The sequence below is a fragment of the Rhodobacter sp. NTK016B genome (assembly GCF_017303295.1).
GTDB lineage: Bacteria > Pseudomonadota > Alphaproteobacteria > Rhodobacterales > Rhodobacteraceae > Pararhodobacter.
This window is the reverse complement of sequence record NZ_JAFKOK010000018.1, coordinates 84,497-100,979: the sequence shown is the minus strand read 5'-3', so window position 1 is coordinate 100,979 and position 16,483 is coordinate 84,497. Positions and strand designations below refer to the sequence as shown.

Annotated in this window: 17 protein-coding genes; 7 read left to right on the top strand and 10 right to left on the bottom strand. The window is 65.3% G+C overall.

Translation table 11 applies throughout. The annotated features are described in order from the left end of the window. Positions 1-81: 81 nt before the first annotated feature. A complete protein-coding gene (locus tag JI664_RS21015) occupies positions 82-540 on the bottom strand; it encodes an Lrp/AsnC family transcriptional regulator (protein ID WP_207015743.1) in 459 nt (152 codons plus the stop codon). 170 nt (positions 541-710) lie between these two features. Here JI664_RS21015 and ald point away from each other — a divergent pair, with 170 nt between their 5' ends. Further along, positions 711-1,829, top strand: coding sequence for an alanine dehydrogenase (ald, locus tag JI664_RS21010; protein ID WP_207015742.1), 1,119 nt, complete (start codon positions 711-713; stop codon positions 1,827-1,829). A gap of 112 nt (positions 1,830-1,941) precedes the next feature. Here ald and JI664_RS21005 read toward each other — a convergent pair whose 3' ends face one another. The 3 genes from JI664_RS21005 to JI664_RS20995 all read right to left on the bottom strand — a co-directional run bounded on the left by JI664_RS21005 (position 1,942) and on the right by JI664_RS20995 (position 3,576). Then, a complete protein-coding gene (locus JI664_RS21005; protein ID WP_207015741.1) occupies positions 1,942-2,337 on the bottom strand; it encodes a HesB/IscA family protein in 396 nt (131 codons plus the stop codon). Positions 2,338-2,342: 5 nt separating this feature from the next. Then, complete coding sequence (locus JI664_RS21000) at positions 2,343-2,711, bottom strand: SUF system Fe-S cluster assembly protein (RefSeq protein ID WP_207015740.1); 369 nt, start codon at positions 2,709-2,711, stop codon at positions 2,343-2,345. Between the two features lie 94 nt (positions 2,712-2,805). Then, on the bottom strand, positions 2,806-3,576 hold the full coding sequence (locus JI664_RS20995; protein WP_207015739.1) for an enoyl-CoA hydratase-related protein: 771 nt from the start codon (positions 3,574-3,576) through the stop codon (positions 2,806-2,808). Positions 3,577-3,658: 82 nt separating this feature from the next. Between JI664_RS20995 and tgt the strand changes: the two genes are divergently transcribed. Continuing rightward, positions 3,659-4,789, top strand: a complete 1,131-nt coding sequence (gene tgt, locus JI664_RS20990; RefSeq protein ID WP_207015738.1) for a tRNA guanosine(34) transglycosylase Tgt — start codon at positions 3,659-3,661, stop codon at positions 4,787-4,789. Between the two features lie 21 nt (positions 4,790-4,810). Here the strand turns inward: tgt and JI664_RS20985 are convergent, their stop codons facing one another. The 3 genes from JI664_RS20985 to JI664_RS20975 form a co-directional block, all read right to left on the bottom strand. After that, on the bottom strand, positions 4,811-5,227 hold the full coding sequence (locus JI664_RS20985; RefSeq protein ID WP_207015737.1) for a hypothetical protein: 417 nt from the start codon (positions 5,225-5,227) through the stop codon (positions 4,811-4,813). A gap of 104 nt (positions 5,228-5,331) precedes the next feature. Next, positions 5,332-6,639, bottom strand: a complete 1,308-nt coding sequence (locus tag JI664_RS20980; RefSeq protein WP_207015736.1) for an HlyC/CorC family transporter — start codon at positions 6,637-6,639, stop codon at positions 5,332-5,334. 148 nt (positions 6,640-6,787) lie between these two features. Then, positions 6,788-7,357 (bottom strand): YcbK family protein, encoded by a 570-nt coding sequence (locus JI664_RS20975; protein ID WP_207015735.1) that lies wholly within the window; start codon positions 7,355-7,357, stop codon positions 6,788-6,790. Positions 7,358-7,893: 536 nt separating this feature from the next. On the opposite strand from JI664_RS20975, the gene JI664_RS20970 reads away from it, so the two are divergent. Genes JI664_RS20970 through JI664_RS20955 form a run of 4 tightly spaced genes read left to right on the top strand, consistent with a single transcriptional unit; the run spans position 7,894 to position 12,216 of the window. Next, positions 7,894-9,525 (top strand): L,D-transpeptidase family protein, encoded by a 1,632-nt coding sequence (locus tag JI664_RS20970; protein WP_286174217.1) that lies wholly within the window; start codon positions 7,894-7,896, stop codon positions 9,523-9,525. 54 nt (positions 9,526-9,579) lie between these two features. Continuing rightward, positions 9,580-10,686 (top strand): UDP-3-O-(3-hydroxymyristoyl)glucosamine N-acyltransferase, encoded by a 1,107-nt coding sequence (gene lpxD / locus JI664_RS20965; protein ID WP_207015734.1) that lies wholly within the window; start codon positions 9,580-9,582, stop codon positions 10,684-10,686. Between the two features lie 15 nt (positions 10,687-10,701). Continuing rightward, positions 10,702-10,989, top strand: coding sequence for an acyl carrier protein (locus JI664_RS20960; RefSeq protein WP_207015733.1), 288 nt, complete (start codon positions 10,702-10,704; stop codon positions 10,987-10,989). A 3-nt stretch (positions 10,990-10,992) separates the two neighbouring features. Continuing rightward, entirely contained in the window at positions 10,993-12,216 is a 1,224-nt protein-coding gene (locus JI664_RS20955) for a beta-ketoacyl-[acyl-carrier-protein] synthase family protein (protein WP_207015732.1), read from the top strand. A gap of 12 nt (positions 12,217-12,228) precedes the next feature. On the opposite strand, the gene JI664_RS20950 is transcribed toward JI664_RS20955, so the two are convergent. The 3 genes from JI664_RS20950 to ilvC all read right to left on the bottom strand — a co-directional run bounded on the left by JI664_RS20950 (position 12,229) and on the right by ilvC (position 15,797). Beyond that, entirely contained in the window at positions 12,229-12,834 is a 606-nt protein-coding gene (locus JI664_RS20950; RefSeq protein WP_286174216.1) for an invasion associated locus B family protein, read from the bottom strand. Between the two features lie 457 nt (positions 12,835-13,291). Next, a complete protein-coding gene (locus JI664_RS20945; RefSeq protein WP_207015731.1) occupies positions 13,292-14,509 on the bottom strand; it encodes an MFS transporter in 1,218 nt (405 codons plus the stop codon). 265 nt (positions 14,510-14,774) lie between these two features. Further along, on the bottom strand, positions 14,775-15,797 hold the full coding sequence (ilvC, locus tag JI664_RS20940) for a ketol-acid reductoisomerase (protein WP_207015730.1): 1,023 nt from the start codon (positions 15,795-15,797) through the stop codon (positions 14,775-14,777). 136 nt (positions 15,798-15,933) lie between these two features. On the opposite strand from ilvC, the gene JI664_RS20935 reads away from it, so the two are divergent. After that, positions 15,934-16,389 (top strand): Lrp/AsnC family transcriptional regulator, encoded by a 456-nt coding sequence (locus JI664_RS20935; RefSeq protein ID WP_207015750.1) that lies wholly within the window; start codon positions 15,934-15,936, stop codon positions 16,387-16,389. Positions 16,390-16,483: the final 94 nt, after the last annotated feature.

Below are 16,483 nucleotides of genomic sequence, written 5' to 3'. Positions count from 1 at the left end.
CCCCTCTTGGCCTGCGGCCAATTCACCCCCGAGGATATTTCCGGATCAAAGATGCGCGCGCCACCCGTCACGGGCGGGCCGTCAGATGTCGAGCGCGGTGGTCTTGACCACGGTGCGCAGCGCGAACGAGCTGTGCATCTGCGCGACATGGGGCAGGCGCGAGAGGTACTGGCGGTGGATACGGGCGAAATCCTCGGTATCCTCGGCCACGAGTTTCAGCAGGAAATCGGCATTGCCGGCCATCAGGTGGCATTCCAGCAGGTCGGGGATGCGCGCCACGGCTTTCTCGAACGCGTCGAGGATCTCGTCCGACTGGCCGTTCAGGGTGATCTCGACGAAGACAGTGGTGGGTTTGCCGATCCGGCGCGCATCGACCAAAGCGACATAGCCGGCAATATAGCCGTCGGTTTCCAATCGCTGCATGCGGCGGTGACAAGCCGAGGGCGAGAGCGCGATGCGCTCGGCCAGTTCGGCATTCGAGATGCGCCCTTCGCGTTGGAGAAGCCTCAGAAGGCGGCGGTCTGTCGCGTCTAGCTGCATTGCAGCGCAACTTTCATAAGGTTTTCCCGTCCCTGAGCGAAGAAGCTTGCGTGAGTTTCCGCGCTCGCGGCCAAGAAATCAAGCACCTGCGGGGCGGAATGCGAGACTCTGGCCTTACACGGGAGAGGCCCTTTCGGGCCGAAGACAAAGCCCAGCAACGGGAGACCAGAATGCTGATCGGATGCCCCAAGGAAATCAAGCCACAGGAATTTCGCGTAGGCCTGACGCCCGCCGCGGCGCATGAAGCCGTCGACGCGGGCCACGCGGTGATTGTCGAGACCGGCGCCGGGCTCGGCTCGGGCTATGCCGACGAGGATTACCGCGCGATGGGCGCCGAGATCGTCGATACCGCCGAGGAGGTTTTTGCGCGCGCCGAAATGGTGGTGAAGGTCAAAGAGCCGCAGGCCATCGAGCGCGCGCGGCTGCGCGAGGACCAGATCCTGTTCACCTATCTGCATCTGGCCCCCGATCCCGCGCAGACGAAAGACCTGCTGGAAAGCGGCGTGACGGCCATCGCCTATGAGACCGTCACAGACCGCGCGGGCGGCTTGCCGCTGCTGGCGCCGATGTCCGAGGTGGCGGGCAAGCTGGCGCCGCAGGTGGGGGCGTGGACGCTGCAGAAGGCTAATGGCGGGCGCGGCGTGCTGATGGGCGGTGTGCCGGGTGTGTTGCCCGCGAAGGTCGTGGTGATCGGCGGCGGGGTCGTGGGGACCCATGCGGCGCGCATCGCGGCGGGAATGGGGGCGGATGTGGCGGTGCTGGATCGGTCGCTGCCGCGCATGCGCTATCTCGACGATGCGTTCGGCGGCGTGTTCAGGACCGCCTATTCCTCGGCCGCGTTGACTGCCGAGCTGGTGGCCGAGGCCGATATGGTGATCGGTGCGGTGCTGATCCCGGGGGCCGCCGCGCCGAAACTGGTGTCGCGCGCGCAACTGGCCACGATGAAGCCCGGCGCGGCTCTGGTCGATGTGGCGATCGATCAGGGGGGATGTTTCGAGACCTCGAAGCCCACCACCCATGCCGATCCGATCTACGAGGTGGACGGGATCATGCATTACTGCGTGGCGAACATGCCGGGCGCGGTGGCGCGCAGCTCGACCCAGGCTTTGGGCAACGCGACCTTGCCCTTCATGATGGCGCTGGCCAACAAGGGCTGGCGGCTGGCCGCAGCGGAGGACGAGCACCTGCTGGCGGGGCTCAACACCCATAAGGGGAAGCTGACCTATGCCGCTGTGGGCGCGGCTCTGGGTCTGCCGGTGATGGATCCGCGCGAGGCGCTGCGGGTCTGAGGGCGGCGGGTCAGAAAGGGGAGGGGGCTGTCTGCCCCCTCTTTGCCTGACGGCAAATTCACCCCCGAGGATATTTCGGGATTAAAGATGGGGCGGGCCGAAGGGTCGGCGGTTACTCGGCGGCGCGGGTGGCGGCGTCGAGTTTGGCTTTCAGCGTATCGACGTCTTCGAACTTGACGCTTTCGCCGCAGCCGCAGGCTTCCGAGACATTGGGATTGCGGAACTTGAAGCCGGATTCGAGAAGGCCGGTTTCATAGTCGATCTCGGTGCCGAAGAGGAACATCTGCGCCATCGGCGCGATGAGAACGCGGGCGTCGCCCTGTTCGATGATCTCTTCGTGCTCGGCGATCTCGTCGGCGAAGTCCATGACGTATTCCATCCCCGCGCAGCCGCCCTTCTTGACGCCGATGCGCAGGCCCATCTTGCCCTGCTTGTTCATCAGGCGCGCGATATGGGCTTCGGCGGCCGGGGTCAGGGTAACGGGGGATTTGCCGGGTATTGCGAACATGGTGTTTACATGAATCCGAGTTCGAGGCGGGCTTCGTCCGACATCATGTCCATGCCCCATTGCGGATCGAAGGTCATTTCGACATCGATCTCGCTGACACCGGGCACGGCGCCGATGGCGTCCTGTACCCAGCCGGGCATCTCGCCGGCGACCGGGCAGCCCGGCGCGGTGAGGGTCATGGTGACATCGACCTTGCCGCCGTCATTGATGGCGATGGTGTAGATCAGGCCGAGATCGTAGATATTCACCGGAATTTCCGGGTCATAGACCGTGCGACAGGCCTCGACCACCGGCTCGTAGAGCGGGTGTTCGGTCGTCGACGGTGCGATCAGCGGCGTGCCTTCCACCGGGGCGGGCGTGTCGGAGGCGGTCATAGCGTCCTCGGGGCTCTGTGTAATTCCTGACCAGAGATATAGGAATTTGCCGCGCTTGCGTAAAGGGGGGGCGGCCTCGCGCCGAGGGTCTGGCCTATTCCGCCGCGCTTTTGCGCGACAGGATCGGCGGGTCGGGCAGGGTCGGGTCCATGAAATGGCCGATCATCGCCTCGGTTGCCAGTGCGTAGGCCTGATCGAGCGGCAGGTCGAGCTGCGCCTTGGTCGCCGCCAGCCCCGCCTGCGAGACGTCTGAGAAGCGCCCGGCGAGGGTCCGGGCGATGTCATCGACACGCGCGGCGAGAGCGTCGTCTGCCACCACCTCGGTCACGATGCCGTTGGCCAGCGCCCAGTCGGCGGTCTGATCCTCGCCGGTCAGTGCGAGTTTCATCAGCGCCTTGCGGCCTACCGCGCGGGCGACCGCGACCGAGGGCGTTGTGCAGAACCCGCCGCGCCGGATGCCGGGCAGGCAGAAGCGGGCCTGCGGCGCGGCATAGGCCAGATCGCAGGCGGCGATCAGCTGCAGCCCGGCGGCGGTGGCGATGCCTTCGGTGCGGGCGATGGTGGGCTTGGCGCTGTTCGCCACGGTCTTCATCATCTCGGCGCAGGCTTCGAACAGCTCGGTGATATAGGCGCGGCCCTCGTCGGGATCGGCGCGGTGGGCGGCGATTTCTTTCAGATCATGGCCCGCGCAAAAGATCTTGCCCGGCCCGTGGAGGACGATCACGCGGGTCTCGTCGTCATCCTGCGCCTGCGTCACGGCCTGATGCAGCGCGCGGATCATGCCCAGCGACAGGGGGTGCGCGGTGCCGTTTTCCAGCGTCACGGTCAGGACGCCATTGCTGCGGGAAGTGCTGATCTGTTCCATGGCGCAACTGTGGACCCTGCGGCGCGGGCTGGCAAGATCGGGCCGCGCGCGCTAAAGCAGCCTTCAGCGAAAGAGGTCCGGCATGAGCGAGCGGTTTTCCTTTACCCTGAACGCCAAGGACGGTGCGGCCCGCACCGGGATCATCCACACCCCGCGCGGCGAGATCCGCACGCCGGCCTTCATGCCGGTTGGCACGGCGGGCACGGTTAAGGCGATGATGCCCGACTCGGTGCGCGCGACGGGGGCCGATATCCTGCTGGGCAACACCTATCACCTGATGCTGCGCCCCACGGCCGAGCGGATCGCCGCTTTGGGCGGGCTGCACAAATTCATGAACTGGGAGCGGCCGATCCTGACCGATTCGGGCGGGTTTCAGGTCATGTCGCTGGCCAATCTGCGCAAGCTGACGGAAGAGGGCGTGCGGTTTTCCAGCCATATCGACGGCTCGAAGCACATGCTGTCGCCCGAACGCTCGATGGAGATCCAGCGGCTCTTGGGGTCGGATATCGTCATGTGTTTCGACGAATGCCCGGCGCTGCCTGCCGAAGACAAGGTCGTCGCAGAATCAATGCGGCTGTCGATGCGCTGGGCGCGTCGCTCGCGTGAGGCGTTCGGCGACCGGCCCGGCCATGCGCTGTTCGGCATCATGCAGGGCGGCGTGACGAAGGACCTGCGCGAGGAATCGGCGAAGGCTTTGGCCGAGATCGGGTTTGAAGGCTACGCGATCGGCGGTCTGGCCGTGGGCGAGGGACAAGAGGCGATGTTCGGCGTGCTGGACTACGCGCCCGGTTTTCTGCCTGAGGACAAGCCGCGCTACCTGATGGGGGTGGGCAAGCCCGACGATATCGTCGGCGCGGTCGAGCGTGGCGTCGACATGATGGATTGTGTGCTGCCCTCGCGCTCGGGCCGGACGGGGCAGGGCTGGACCCGACGCGGCTCGGTCAATCTGCGCAATGCGCGTCACCGCGACGATCCGCGCCCGCTGGACGAGGCTTGCGGCTGCCCGGCCTGCCGGAACTACTCGCGCGCCTACCTGCACCATGTGGTCCGCGCCGACGAGATCATCGGCTCGATGCTGCTCACATGGCACAATCTGCAGTATTATCAGGATCTTATGCAGGGTCTGCGCGATGCGATCGCCGCCGGAACGCTGGCCGATTTCGTGGCCGCGTTCCATGAAGGGCGGGCTCAGGGCGACATCGAGCCGCTCTGAACCCTGTGTCATTCAGCGGCTTTAGCCACCGACAGAATCCATCCAGTTGCTGAAACGCAACGTGAAGGCCGGGTCGTCCTGACCCGCGCCATTCGCCGCGCCTACCGTCGCCGGGGGCACGCAGGAATACCAGTTATTGCCCTGATCGTTGGTCAGCATGATGCAGATGCCGGGATGGGTCGCATCGACCTCGCCGGAATAAAGCCGCCAGATAGCCGAGAAATCATTGCCTTCGGTGGTCAGGTTGCAGGTCTCGACGATGCTGGTGCCGCCATCCCAGGCGTATTGGGTGGCGCTGGTCACGTTGCCCATGGTTTTCGAGGGCGTGACGACACCGTCGGCGAACCACTGGCCTTCGCTACAGCCAAGGGCCAGCGCGGTGTCGGCGGAAATGAAGGAAAGCGCCGCAACAGCGGCGGGAGCGAGAAATGAGCGCATAAAAATCGTCCGTTCTATCGTTTAAAGAAGCGGCAGCATGGCACAACGCTGACGTGTGCGAAAGCCCTGCCGGATCATGAGGTTGTGAGCAGATCCAGCGCCTGTCAGTGCGCCTTTTTGACCCAGCGCACGCGCAGCCGGGTAAGGCGGTTTTCCACCCGCTCGACCACGGTGAAGCGGAAGCCGTGGAACTGGAAGACCTGTCCGGCCTCGGGAATAAGCTGGGCTTCGTGGATGACCAGACCGGCGACGGTGTTGGCCTCGTCATCGGGCAGATGCCAGTCCATCGCGCGGTTGAGGTCGCGGATCGTCATGTTGCCGTCGATCTCGATCGCGCCCGAGTCGAGGCGGATGATCGGGTCGTCGGTGGGAATGTCGTGTTCATCGACGATCTCGCCGACGATTTCCTCGAGAATGTCCTCGAGCGTGATCAGACCCTGCAGCGCGCCGTATTCGTCGATCACCAGCCCGAAATGGCGGTGCTGCTTCATGAATTGCTGCATCTGCTCGTCGAGCGGCGTGGTGTCGGGGACGAAATAGGGCTCGCGCATGACGCTGGCGATGTCGAGCTTGTCGACCGCGTTGAAGTCGCCCTCGGCTTCGGTGACCAGCTTGTGCACCTCGCGCATGAGGTCGCGGATATGGATCACGCCGACGATATTCTCGGGCTCGTCGCGCCACGCGGGCAGCCGGGAATGCGGCGAGTTTACGCTTTGGGCGATGATCTCGGCCGGGGGGGCGTCAAGGTCGACGGTTTCAAGCTGCGAGCGGTGCAGCATGACCTCTTCGACGGTGCGGGTGCCCAGATCAAGCGCGCCAAGCAGGCGGTCGCGGTCTTCCTTGTCGACCGAGCCTTCGGAATGGCCGAGTGCCAGAGTGCCTGCGATTTCCTCGTGATAGCTGAGTACCGCGCTGTCGGGATCGGTCCGCACGCCCACCAGCGCAAGGATGCCGCGCACCAGCACGCGCACCGCGCCGACGATGGGCGAGAGCAGCACGACGATTACGCGGATCGGTTTCGAGACCAGCGAGGCGGCGGTTTCGGGATTGGTGATCGCGTAGGTCTTGGGCAGGACCTCGGCAAAGATCAACACCAGCAGGGTCATGATCAGCGTGGCCAGCGCGACACCGGAATCGCCGAACAGCCGGGTGAACAGCGCCGTCGCCAGCGAGGTGGCCAGAATGTTGACCAGGTTGTTGCCCAGCAGGACCGAGCCGATCAGCCGTTCGCTGTCTTCGGTGATCTTCAGCGCCGTCTCGGCCCCTTTCGACCCGCGATCCGCGAGCGCCCTGAGCTTGGCGCGCGACGAGGCAGTGAGGGCGGTTTCGCTGCCCGAGAAGAATCCCGACAGGATGAGAAGCGCGAAAATCGCGCCGGCGGTCAGCCACAAGGCGGTGTCGAAGGTTGTCATTGTCCCTGACTCTGGTTCGGCACCCATTTAGGGGCGCGGTGCGGGCCTGTTCAAGTCTTGGGGCAAGTCTTTGGGGCGAAACGCCAAAAGAAGACCCCGCGACCGGGAGGTGCGCGGGGTTCATCGCAAGCGGAAGATCCGGGGACGATCAGCCGCCCCAGGTGCGGACCGGGCCGCAATCCATATGGGTGAAGTTCGAGCGCGAGTAGCGGCCAACACCACCGGCATTGCAGGCGAGCGCGGCGCGCGCGACCTGGCCGACCGAACGGCTGTTGAGGCGCAGGTCAGCAGCCTGGCCGACCATGTGGCGCGAGTTGCGCGCAACGCCCGACGACCGGCGGCGCAGCATCGCGTTGGTTTCGGGCGAACGATAGCCCGACAGCAGGATGTAGGGCTCGGTCACGTCCAGCAGGTTATGCGCGGCGGCCATGATATCCAGCGTGCGCGTGTCGATCCGGTGGATCTGATCGTTGCGCCAGTCGCGGCAGAAGTGGTTCACCATATCCAGAACCTCGGGGACGTAATCGCCGTCGATCCAGTAGATCGCGTCCAGCGTCTCGCCCGAATGGCCCGAATACATCTTGATCCGACGAATATCGCCAGCGCCACGGTTGAAGGCGAAGGCCTTGGACATTTGCGGAGCTGCGGTGACGGCGGTTGCGGCGAAGACGCCGAGCAAAGCGCGCCGGGAAAATCCGGTTTCAGCCGAAGAAGTCATGTTTGTCCTGTCCCAATCCCAGAGTCGCGGGGAGCCTTTGCGGCTTAGCTTCATGGTCGATCCCTTCTGGGTGGCGGCAGGGGCCGCATCCGTTCCGGCATCGAGTCACGAAGACAAATTTTTCTTCTGATGCTTCTATGCCACAGAGATGCGGTTCTCCCAAGCCCGGATTCGGTTTGGCAGGTGTTGTGCCGACAAAATAGGCGAGATTTTGCTGAAAAAGGCTTAATGCGCGCAAAAATCTTTTGTTAACAGATGCCTGCGGGGCGGTCTTCGGGCGGATTTGGTGGCGCTTTTCGACCTTTGCGGCGGGTCGCGGCGGTCGGTTCCCGGCGTTCGCGGCGAAGTTGGGGAACCGGACCGGCCCTTGCGGCGTTGTCGCGGGAATCAGTGCGGTCTCAGCATTGTGTATGGTGAAGCAAGCTGCGAAAATCGACACTGACAAATGATATAATTCGCCCAAGCGAGGCGGGCGCCGGCATCCTTCGCGGTGTGGCTCCGATCCGCGGGACAGTGAATCTTACGGGAGTATTTCCATGCAGATGAAGGAAGCGCGACGGTCCAAGCATGCGAGCCGTCCGGTATTCCGCGCCGGATTTGTGGCTCTGAGCCTGGCCCTGAGCGGCGCCGCGCCCGCCGTTTTGACCGCCACCTTCGCCTCGCCCGCACAGGCGCAGCAATTCCCCGCCTTCCGGCAGGCCCTGGCCGAGGGCGTCGCCGAAAACAGTGAACTGGCCGCTTTCTACCGCGAAAACGGCTATCAGGCTGTCTGGACCGGCGCCGAAGATGCCGCGCGCCGCAGCGCCCTTGTCTCCGCGCTGAGCCGGGCCTCGGAACACGGGCTGCCGCAGGCGCGCTACGATCTGAACGGGCTGCTGGCCGCCTTTGACTCGGTCGAGACCGAGCGTGATCGCGGGATGCTCGAAGCGCGCGCCTCGCTGACCTTCCTGCGCTATGCCACGGACATTCATAGCGGCGTGGTCGATCCCGCGTCGATCAACCCGGAATACATGGTGCGCGACGTGCCGCGCCCCGATCCGACCGAGCTGATGACCGATTTCGTTGCGTCCGAGCCGGTGGCCTTCATCCGCAACCTCGCGCCCTCGTCGCCCGAATACGCGCGGCTTTACCGCGCCCGCCGCGATCTGTTGGACACGGTGGCGAATGGCGGCTGGGGGCAGCGCGTTCAGGCCGGAAGCCTGCAGCCGGGCGATACCGGCACGGGCGTCGTGCAATTGCGCAACCGGCTGATCGCCATGGGCTTCATGCCGCGCGTGGCGACGGCGACCTATGACACCCTGATGCAGCAGGCGGTGCAGGAATTCCAGGAATCGGTCGGCATCGACGCCGATGGCGTGGCCGGAAACGCGACGATCCGTGCGATCAATGTCGAGCCGCAGGATCGTCTGCCCGCGATCAATGTCGCGCTCGAGCGCGAGCGCTGGCTGAACATTCCGCGCGGCGACCGCCATGTCTGGGTCAACCTGACCGATTTCGTCGCCCGCATCGTCGATTTCGACGAGGTGACCTACGAGACCCGCTCGGTCATCGGTTCGCGCCAGAACCAGACGCCCGAATTCTCGGACATGATGGAATACATGGACATCAACCCGACCTGGACGCTGCCCCGGTCGATCATCGGGGAATATTGGGGGGCGCTGTCTTCGGGCGGGGCGCGGCATCTCAACCTGATTGACCATGCCGGGCGTGTCGTGCCGCGCGAACAGGTGAACTTTGCCGCGTATTCGCCGCAGACGCTGCCCTTCGACGTGCAGCAGCCGCCGGGGCCGGGCAACGCGCTGGGTGAGGTCAAGTTCATGTTCCCCAACCCCTATGCGATCTACCTGCACGACACGCCGTCGCGCTCGCTGTTCAGCCGCGATGTGCGCGCCTTCTCGCATGGGTGTATCCGTCTGGCCGATCCGCGCGAATTCGCCTACCAGCTTCTGGCGGTTCAGGAAGACGATCCGGTCAACTATTACCACATGATCCAGAGCACCGGTCGCCTGACCCGCGTGCCGCTGGTGACGCCGATCCCGGTGCATCTGGTCTACCGCACGGCCTATACTTCGGTCGATGGACGGATGAATTACCGTGACGACATCTATGGCCGCGATGCGCAGATTTACGACGCGCTGATCCGGGCCGGGGTGGAAGTGGGCGCCTGAGCGCGCTAAACCGGGCGGGCGCCGATCAGGGCGCCCGACCGGAGGTTTCCCGACATGCAAAACAGTGTCGCTGATATCGCTGCCGCGCTTGGCGCGCGGTTCGAGGGTGCGGGCGAGCTGACCGTGACCGCCGCAGCCGAACCGGCTTCGGCGGGTGCGTTCGATCTGGCCCTTGCCATGGATCCCCGCTATGCCGACGGCATCGCGCAGGGCAAGGCCCGTGCGGCGATCCTGTGGGACGGCGCCGACTGGCGCGCGCTGGGGCTGGAAGCGGCGATTTTCGCGCCGCGCGGCCGTCTGGCGATGGCGCGGTTGACGCAGGCTTTCGATCCCGGTCCCGATCTGGCCCCCGGCATCAGCGCGATGGCGGTAGTCGATCCCTCGGCCGAGATCGGCGAGGGTGCGCGGATCGGTCCCTTCACGGTGATCGGTGCGAATGTGAAGATCGGCCCCAATGCCCGCATCGCCGAGCGCGTCTCGATTGGCCGTGACACGGTGATCGGATCGGATGCGCTGATCCTTGCGGGCGTGGCGATCGGGCACAAGGTGACAATCGGCGACCGGTTCATCGCGCAGCCCAACGCCGTCGTCGGCGGCGACGGGTTCAGCTACGTGACCGAAGAAACCTCGCGCGTCGAGGAAGCCCGCGCGACTCTGGGTCAGGCACAGCAGACCAAGGAACAGGTCTGGGAGCGGATCCATTCGCTGGGCGGCGTCACCATCGGCGACGATGTCGAGATCGGATCCTGTGCGACCATCGACCGGGGCACGATCCGCGACACGTCGATCGGGCGCGGCACGAAGGTGGATAACCTCGTGCAGGTGGCCCACAACGTCACCGTGGGTGAAGACTGCCTGCTCTGCGGTCAGGTCGGCATCGCCGGATCGACGCGGATCGGCAACCGCGTGGTGCTGGCGGGCAAGGTCGGCGTGGTCGACAACATTTTCGTGGGCGACGACGTGGTCGCGGCGGGCGGCACTGTCATCAACTCGAACGCGCCGGCGGGGCGCGTGTTGATGGGCTATCCCGGCGTGAAGATGGAAACGCATGTTGAAATCTACAAAGCGACACGAAGATTGCCCCGACTCGCCGCTCAAGTGGCCGAAATTCAGAAAACTGTTAAAATCCTGATGGAGAAGGGTCGCGACGGCACCCCTTGATCAGGAGATGACAGGATGGACGGCAGTTTCTTGACCCTCGACGATGGCCTGCAGCGCAAGGTCGTCGAAATCCTGGCCCTGCAGGCCATGCGTGAGCCTTCGGGCCTGACCCCTGAGATGACGCTCGAAGGGCTGGGCATCGACAGTCTGGGCATGGCCGAGGTGATCTTCGCGGTCGAGGAAGCCTTCGACGTTCAGGTCCCCTTCAATGCCAACGATCCGCAGGCGGCTGCGCTGGATCTCAGCTCGGTCGGCTCGGTCTGCACCGCCGTTGCCCGTCTGGTCCGCGACCAGCGCGGCTGAGACATGGGCAGCGAGCGGGGCGGAGCGCGGCGCGTCGCGATCACCGGGGCCGGGACGGTCAACGCATTGGCGCTGGATGTCGCGGGCACGATGGCGGCTCTGGCCGAGGGGAGGGTGGCCATCGGCCCCCTGCATTTCGACGAGGTCGAGCGCCTGTCGGTCCGCATCGGCGGGCAGATCCACATTTGGGACGCCGAGGCGCGGTTCTCGCGTCAGGAGTTGTCGCTCTATGATCGCGTGGTGCAATTCGCCATCGAGGCCGCGCAGCAGGCCGTGACGCAAGCCGGGCTTGATCTGTCCGAAGCCGAGGCGATGCGCGCGGGCGTGGTGCTGGGCACCGGCGGGGGCGGGTACAACACCGTCGATGACAGCTACCGCGCGCTGCATGCGCAGGGCCGCAACCGCGTCCATCCTTTCACCATTCCGCGCCTCATGCATAACGCCGCCGCCGCGCATCTGTCGATGCGCCACGGGCTGAAGGGGCCGTCTTTCACGGTCTCGACCGCCTGCGCCTCGTCCAACCATGCGATGGGGCTGGCGCTGCAGATGGTGCGCTCGGGCGCCAGCGACGTGGTGTTGACCGGCGGCGCCGAGGCGACCCTGTGTTTCGGTGGCCTGAAGGCCTGGGAAGGGCTGCGGGTGATGTCCCCCGATGGCTGCCGCCCGTTCTGCGCCAGCCGCAACGGCATGGTGCAGGGTGAAGGGGCGACGGTCTTCGTGTTCGAGGACTGGGACAGGGCCACGGCACGCGGCGCCGAGATCCTGGCCGAGGTCGCGGGCGCGGCGATGAGTTCGGATGCGGGCGATATCGTGCTGCCCGATCCCGACGGCGCCGCGCGGGCGATGCGCGGCGCGCTGGCCGATGGCGGGCTGAACGCCGACGATATCGGCTATATCAACGCACACGGCACGGCGACCGCGGCCAATGACCGGTCCGAGGCACAGGCAATCCGCAGCGTCTTCGACACGCCGCCGCCGGTCTCGTCGACGAAGTCCATGCATGGGCATTTGCTGGGCGCGGCGGGGGCGGTCGAGCTGTTGGCGGTGATCTCGGCGCTGCGCGACGGTGTGATACCGCCCACGGCAGGCTGGCGCGAGGCCGATCCGGCGGTACTGGGTCTCGACGTGGTTCCCAACGAGTCGCGCCGCGCCCTTGTGGACGCGGCGCTGTCGAACGCTTTCGCCTTCGGAGGCATGAATGCCTGTCTGGCGCTCAGGCGGGCCTGAGCGCCGGAGCGGTTACTCGCCCGTGCGGGCGGCGGCGGCGGCTTCCGCGAAGCGCGTCTGCAGCTCGTCATAAGCGGCGGTGAAGCCCGAGAGCGAGACGTTGATCTCGATCGGCTGGTCGATGGCGATGAAGGGCGCAATGGTCACGGTCGCGTTCGACCCGGCCTTGAGCTGATCGACCTCTTCGCCGCTCAGCCCCATGCGCACGACGCAGCCCACGACGGTGCAGACGCGGAACCCTTCGACGCGCATATCTTCGGCGTCGCCGATGCGGAAGCCGAGACCCGTGGGCAGGAAGGTTTCGAGCGGCGTGGTGATGGTGGCACCGGCCGCGAACTCAGCGCCAAGCGGCAGCGCTGCGATCGAGAACTCGGCGATCGGCGAGCCGCCGCCATCGCGCAGAAGCTGGTACATCTCGCACTGGCGCGGCTGGCCCTCGGCTTCGGGGGCGCAAACGACCTGCCAGTCCGCATGCGTCGCGACGACTTCCGGCTGCTGACCCTGGCTTTGCGCGGCGGGGGCGCCAGCTGCGGCCCCTTCTTCCTGGGCGAAGGCCGGAGCGGCAGCAACGAGCAGGGCGCTGACCAGACCGGTGGTCATGGCGGAACGGAACATCATGGAAGCATCCTCTGGTGCGTGAAATTCGTCCTAGGGCGTAACATGAAGAATCGCTCAAGTCAGGAGGAAATCCGGCAACGGGCACCGAGTTGCCGAAAACGCGATCCGGCGCGGAGCAGATCGTGAAGGTGACGCGGGGGCGCCCGTGGCTTCCCCTTTGTCCGTTGGCGCCGATTGTTGTCATGGGGCACGAAAACCGTCGTTTTGACGACAGGAACGGCGCCGGGAAAGAAAAGCGAAAGGGGCCCGCAAGCTGGACCCCTTTCGACTTTTTTTGCTCCCTGTCGGACTGGCCGACTTATTGAAAGCGACGCTAGCCGTGGAAAATGCAGCCGTCAACAGGAAATCCCAAACCGGCTGCCGGGGCCCGGGCGGGGCGCTCAAGCCGCTGAAATGCGGTGATTTTCCGGGCAGCTTGACGATTTGGTCAGCAATTTGAATCTGCCGCGTGTCTGAATCAGGCCTGTTTGGGGCGCATTGAAAGCCAGATCAGCGCGCCCCCCGCCAGCACCAGGAACGGGATCATCGACAGATTCACCAATTGCCATCCGGTCTGCACATCCGAGCCCGAGCAATTCATCAACTGACCCGATCCCAGCGAGGCCACAGTAACACCCCCGAAGACGATCGCATCGTTGACGCCCTGAATCCGACCGCGCTCGGCCGGGGAATGGGCGCGCGCCAGCATCGTGGTGCCGCCGATGAAGCCGAAGTTCCAGCCAAGACCCAGCAGGATCAGCGCGATGAAGAAATGCTCAAGCTCGACCCCTGACAGCGCCACGGCACCGCTGCCCACGAGGATCAGCAGGCCCGCGGCGATGACTTTTTCGACGCCGAAACGCGCGATCAGGTGGCCGGTAAAGAAGGACGGCGCGTACATTGCCAGCACGTGGGCCGAGACGATATCGGCGGCATTCGCGGTCTCGAAGCCGCAACCGACCACCGCCAGCGGGGTCGAGGTCATCACGAGGTTCATCAGCGCATAGCTGACGGTGGCGCAGATGATGGCGACGACGATCATCGGCTCGCGCAGCAATTCCCCGCGGGTGCGCCCGACGATCTGCGCGCCCTTGACCGGCGCGGGGGGCTTGGGAATGTCGAGAAAGGCAAACAGCCACATCCCGACCAGATTGACCACGATCACGCCCAGGTAGGTGCCGAGGAACGGCACGACCATCGACTCGGCCGTGACCTTGACCAGCTGCGGCCCCAGAATCGCTGCCAGCAGCCCGCCCGCCATGACATAGCTGATCGCCTTTGGCTTGAAGGCATCCGACGCGGTATCGGTCGCGGCGAAACGGTAGAAACCCTGCCCGGACATGTAGATGCCGGTAAACAGCGCGCCCAGCACGAAGAGCAGGAAAGAGCCGTTGAGCAGCCCGAGCGCGCCGATCGCCGCCCCGACCGCGCCCGCGAACGAGCCCAGCACGAAGCCCGCCCGGCGCCCCCGGCGCTGCATGAAGGCCGACATCGGGGCCGCCGACAGCATCGAGCCCAGCACCGCCGCGGAAATGGGCAGCGTGGCCCAGCAGGGATTGGGCGCCAGCGCCTGCCCGGCAAGGCCGGCGGTGGTGAAGATCATCGGCATCTGCGCGCCGAGGATGGCCTGCGCGGCCACCAGAACGGTCACGTTGCGCTTGGCGCGGCGGTCATCGAGAGGCGTCGTCGTATCCATGCCCTCGGGGTTAGCGCGCCGATTGCGGGAAAGGAAGCATCATTCTTCACAGTTGAAGCAGTTGTGGCGCAGCGTCGCAGGGCGCGCGCGTCGCTCCCACCCACCCGCCCCGCTCGCGCGCGCTTCGGGCGGGGCGGGGCGGGTGGCCGCCCAAGGGAACAGGAAAAAGGGCGCGCAGCCTCCCCGCCGCGCGCCCTTCTGTCTACGCGCAGGACGCGTAGGGTGCGTGCTCGCACGCACCGTTTTTCGCACTCAGTTGCGCGCCTTAGTTGCGGGCCTTGTCGACCATCTTGCCGGCCGAGATCCACGGCATCATCGCGCGCAGCTTCTCGCCGACCTGCTCGATCTGGTGCTCGTCGTTGATCCGGCGGGTCGCCTTGAAGAACGGCTGACCCACGGCGTTTTCCTGCATGAAGTCACGCACGAATTTGCCGGTCTGGATGTCGGTCAGCACCGCTTTCATGCGGGCCTTGGTCTCGTCATAGGGCAGGATGCGCGGGCCCGAGACATACTCGCCGTATTCGGCGGTGTTCGAGATCGAGTAGTTCATGTTCGCGATGCCGCCCTCATAGATCAGGTCGACGATCAGCTTCACCTCGTGCAGGCACTCGAAATAGGCCATTTCCGGCTCGTAACCGGCCTCGACCAGCGTCTCGAAGCCCATGCGGATCAGCTCGACCAGACCACCGCACAGCACGGCCTGCTCGCCGAACAGGTCGGTTTCGCATTCCTGACGGAAGTTCGTCTCGATGATGCCCGAACGCCCGCCACCGATGGCCGAGCAATAGGACAGGCCGATCTCCATCGCCTTGCCGGTCGCGTCCTGATGCACCGCCACAAGGCAGGGCACGCCGCCGCCCTTGGTGTATTCGCCGCGGACGGTGTGGCCCGGGCCCTTGGGCGCCATCATGATGACATCGACACCCGGCTTCGGCTCGATCAGGCCGAAATGCACGTTCAGACCATGCGCGAAGGCAATGGCCGAGCCTTCCTTCAGGTTGTCATGGACATATTTTTTATAGGTCTCGGCCTGCAGTTCGTCGGGCATGGTGAACATGATCAGGTCGCACCAGGCGGCGGCTTCGGCAATGCCCATGACCTTCAGGCCTTCGCCTTCGGCCTTCGCGGCCGAGGGCGAGCCCTCGCGCAGCGCGACGACGACGTTCTTTGCACCCGAATCGCGCAGGTTCAGCGCATGGGCGTGGCCCTGCGACCCGTAGCCGAGGATGGCCACTTTCTTGTCCTTGATCAGGTTGATGTCGCAATCGCGGTCGTAATACACGCGCATGAGGGCGCTCCTTTTGCAGTCTTGATACGGTCGCATCATAGGCAGATTCGCGCGAAAGGCATTGCAATAGCCCGTAGTTTTCGCGCAAACCTGTCATGTTCCATTCGCATGATTGCAAAATTCCGGGGTTTTCATGCTGGCCGACGATACCGACCGCCGCCTTCTGCGCCATCTGCAGGCCGATCCCGCCCAGCCGGTCGCCGAGCTCGCGCGCCGCGCCAACATGACCGAGGCCACGGCGTCACGCCGCCTCGACCGGCTGCGCCGGCGCGGTATCCTGAAGGGCGCGCAGGCGGTGATCGACTGGCGCTCGCTGGGATGGGAGGTCGAGGTGTCGCTGCGGGTCACGCTCGACAAGACCGATCCGCGCGCCTTCGACGAATTCCTCGCCGCTGCACGGCAGGTGCCCGAAGTGCTGGAAATCCAGACCTTTCTCGGCCGCGTCGATGTGCGTCTCAACGTGATCGCCCGCGACATGGACCATTACCGCGAAATCTACCGCGCGCGCATCCTGACCTTGCCGCATATCGCCGATCTCGAAGCGCTGATGCATGTGGCCGAGATCAAGCGCGGCGAAAGCCTGCCGCTATGACGCGCATCTTTAATCCGGAAATATCCCCGGGGGTGAGGCGCGCAGCGCCGAGGGGCGCAGCGCCCCCCTCCTTGGTCGCCCGCAGCATTGCAAG

Bases quoted from the DNA above. Each gene is read 5' to 3' on its own strand.
- JI664_RS21015 (WP_207015743.1), bottom strand. From the start codon at position 540: ATGCAGCTAGACGCGACAGACCGCCGCCTTCTGAGGCTTCTCCAACGC.
- ald (WP_207015742.1), top strand. From the start codon at position 711: ATGCTGATCGGATGCCCCAAGGAAATCAAGCCACAGGAATTTCGCGTA.
- JI664_RS21005 (WP_207015741.1), bottom strand. From the start codon at position 2,337: ATGTTCGCAATACCCGGCAAATCCCCCGTTACCCTGACCCCGGCCGCC.
- JI664_RS21000 (WP_207015740.1), bottom strand. From the start codon at position 2,711: ATGACCGCCTCCGACACGCCCGCCCCGGTGGAAGGCACGCCGCTGATC.
- JI664_RS20995 (WP_207015739.1), bottom strand. From the start codon at position 3,576: ATGGAACAGATCAGCACTTCCCGCAGCAATGGCGTCCTGACCGTGACG.
- tgt (WP_207015738.1), top strand. From the start codon at position 3,659: ATGAGCGAGCGGTTTTCCTTTACCCTGAACGCCAAGGACGGTGCGGCC.
- JI664_RS20985 (WP_207015737.1), bottom strand. From the start codon at position 5,227: ATGCGCTCATTTCTCGCTCCCGCCGCTGTTGCGGCGCTTTCCTTCATT.
- JI664_RS20980 (WP_207015736.1), bottom strand. From the start codon at position 6,639: ATGACAACCTTCGACACCGCCTTGTGGCTGACCGCCGGCGCGATTTTC.
- JI664_RS20975 (WP_207015735.1), bottom strand. From the start codon at position 7,357: ATGACTTCTTCGGCTGAAACCGGATTTTCCCGGCGCGCTTTGCTCGGC.
- JI664_RS20970 (WP_286174217.1), top strand. From the start codon at position 7,894: ATGCAGATGAAGGAAGCGCGACGGTCCAAGCATGCGAGCCGTCCGGTA.
- lpxD (WP_207015734.1), top strand. From the start codon at position 9,580: ATGCAAAACAGTGTCGCTGATATCGCTGCCGCGCTTGGCGCGCGGTTC.
- JI664_RS20960 (WP_207015733.1), top strand. From the start codon at position 10,702: ATGGACGGCAGTTTCTTGACCCTCGACGATGGCCTGCAGCGCAAGGTC.
- JI664_RS20955 (WP_207015732.1), top strand. From the start codon at position 10,993: ATGGGCAGCGAGCGGGGCGGAGCGCGGCGCGTCGCGATCACCGGGGCC.
- JI664_RS20950 (WP_286174216.1), bottom strand. From the start codon at position 12,834: ATGATGTTCCGTTCCGCCATGACCACCGGTCTGGTCAGCGCCCTGCTC.
- JI664_RS20945 (WP_207015731.1), bottom strand. From the start codon at position 14,509: ATGGATACGACGACGCCTCTCGATGACCGCCGCGCCAAGCGCAACGTG.
- ilvC (WP_207015730.1), bottom strand. From the start codon at position 15,797: ATGCGCGTGTATTACGACCGCGATTGCGACATCAACCTGATCAAGGAC.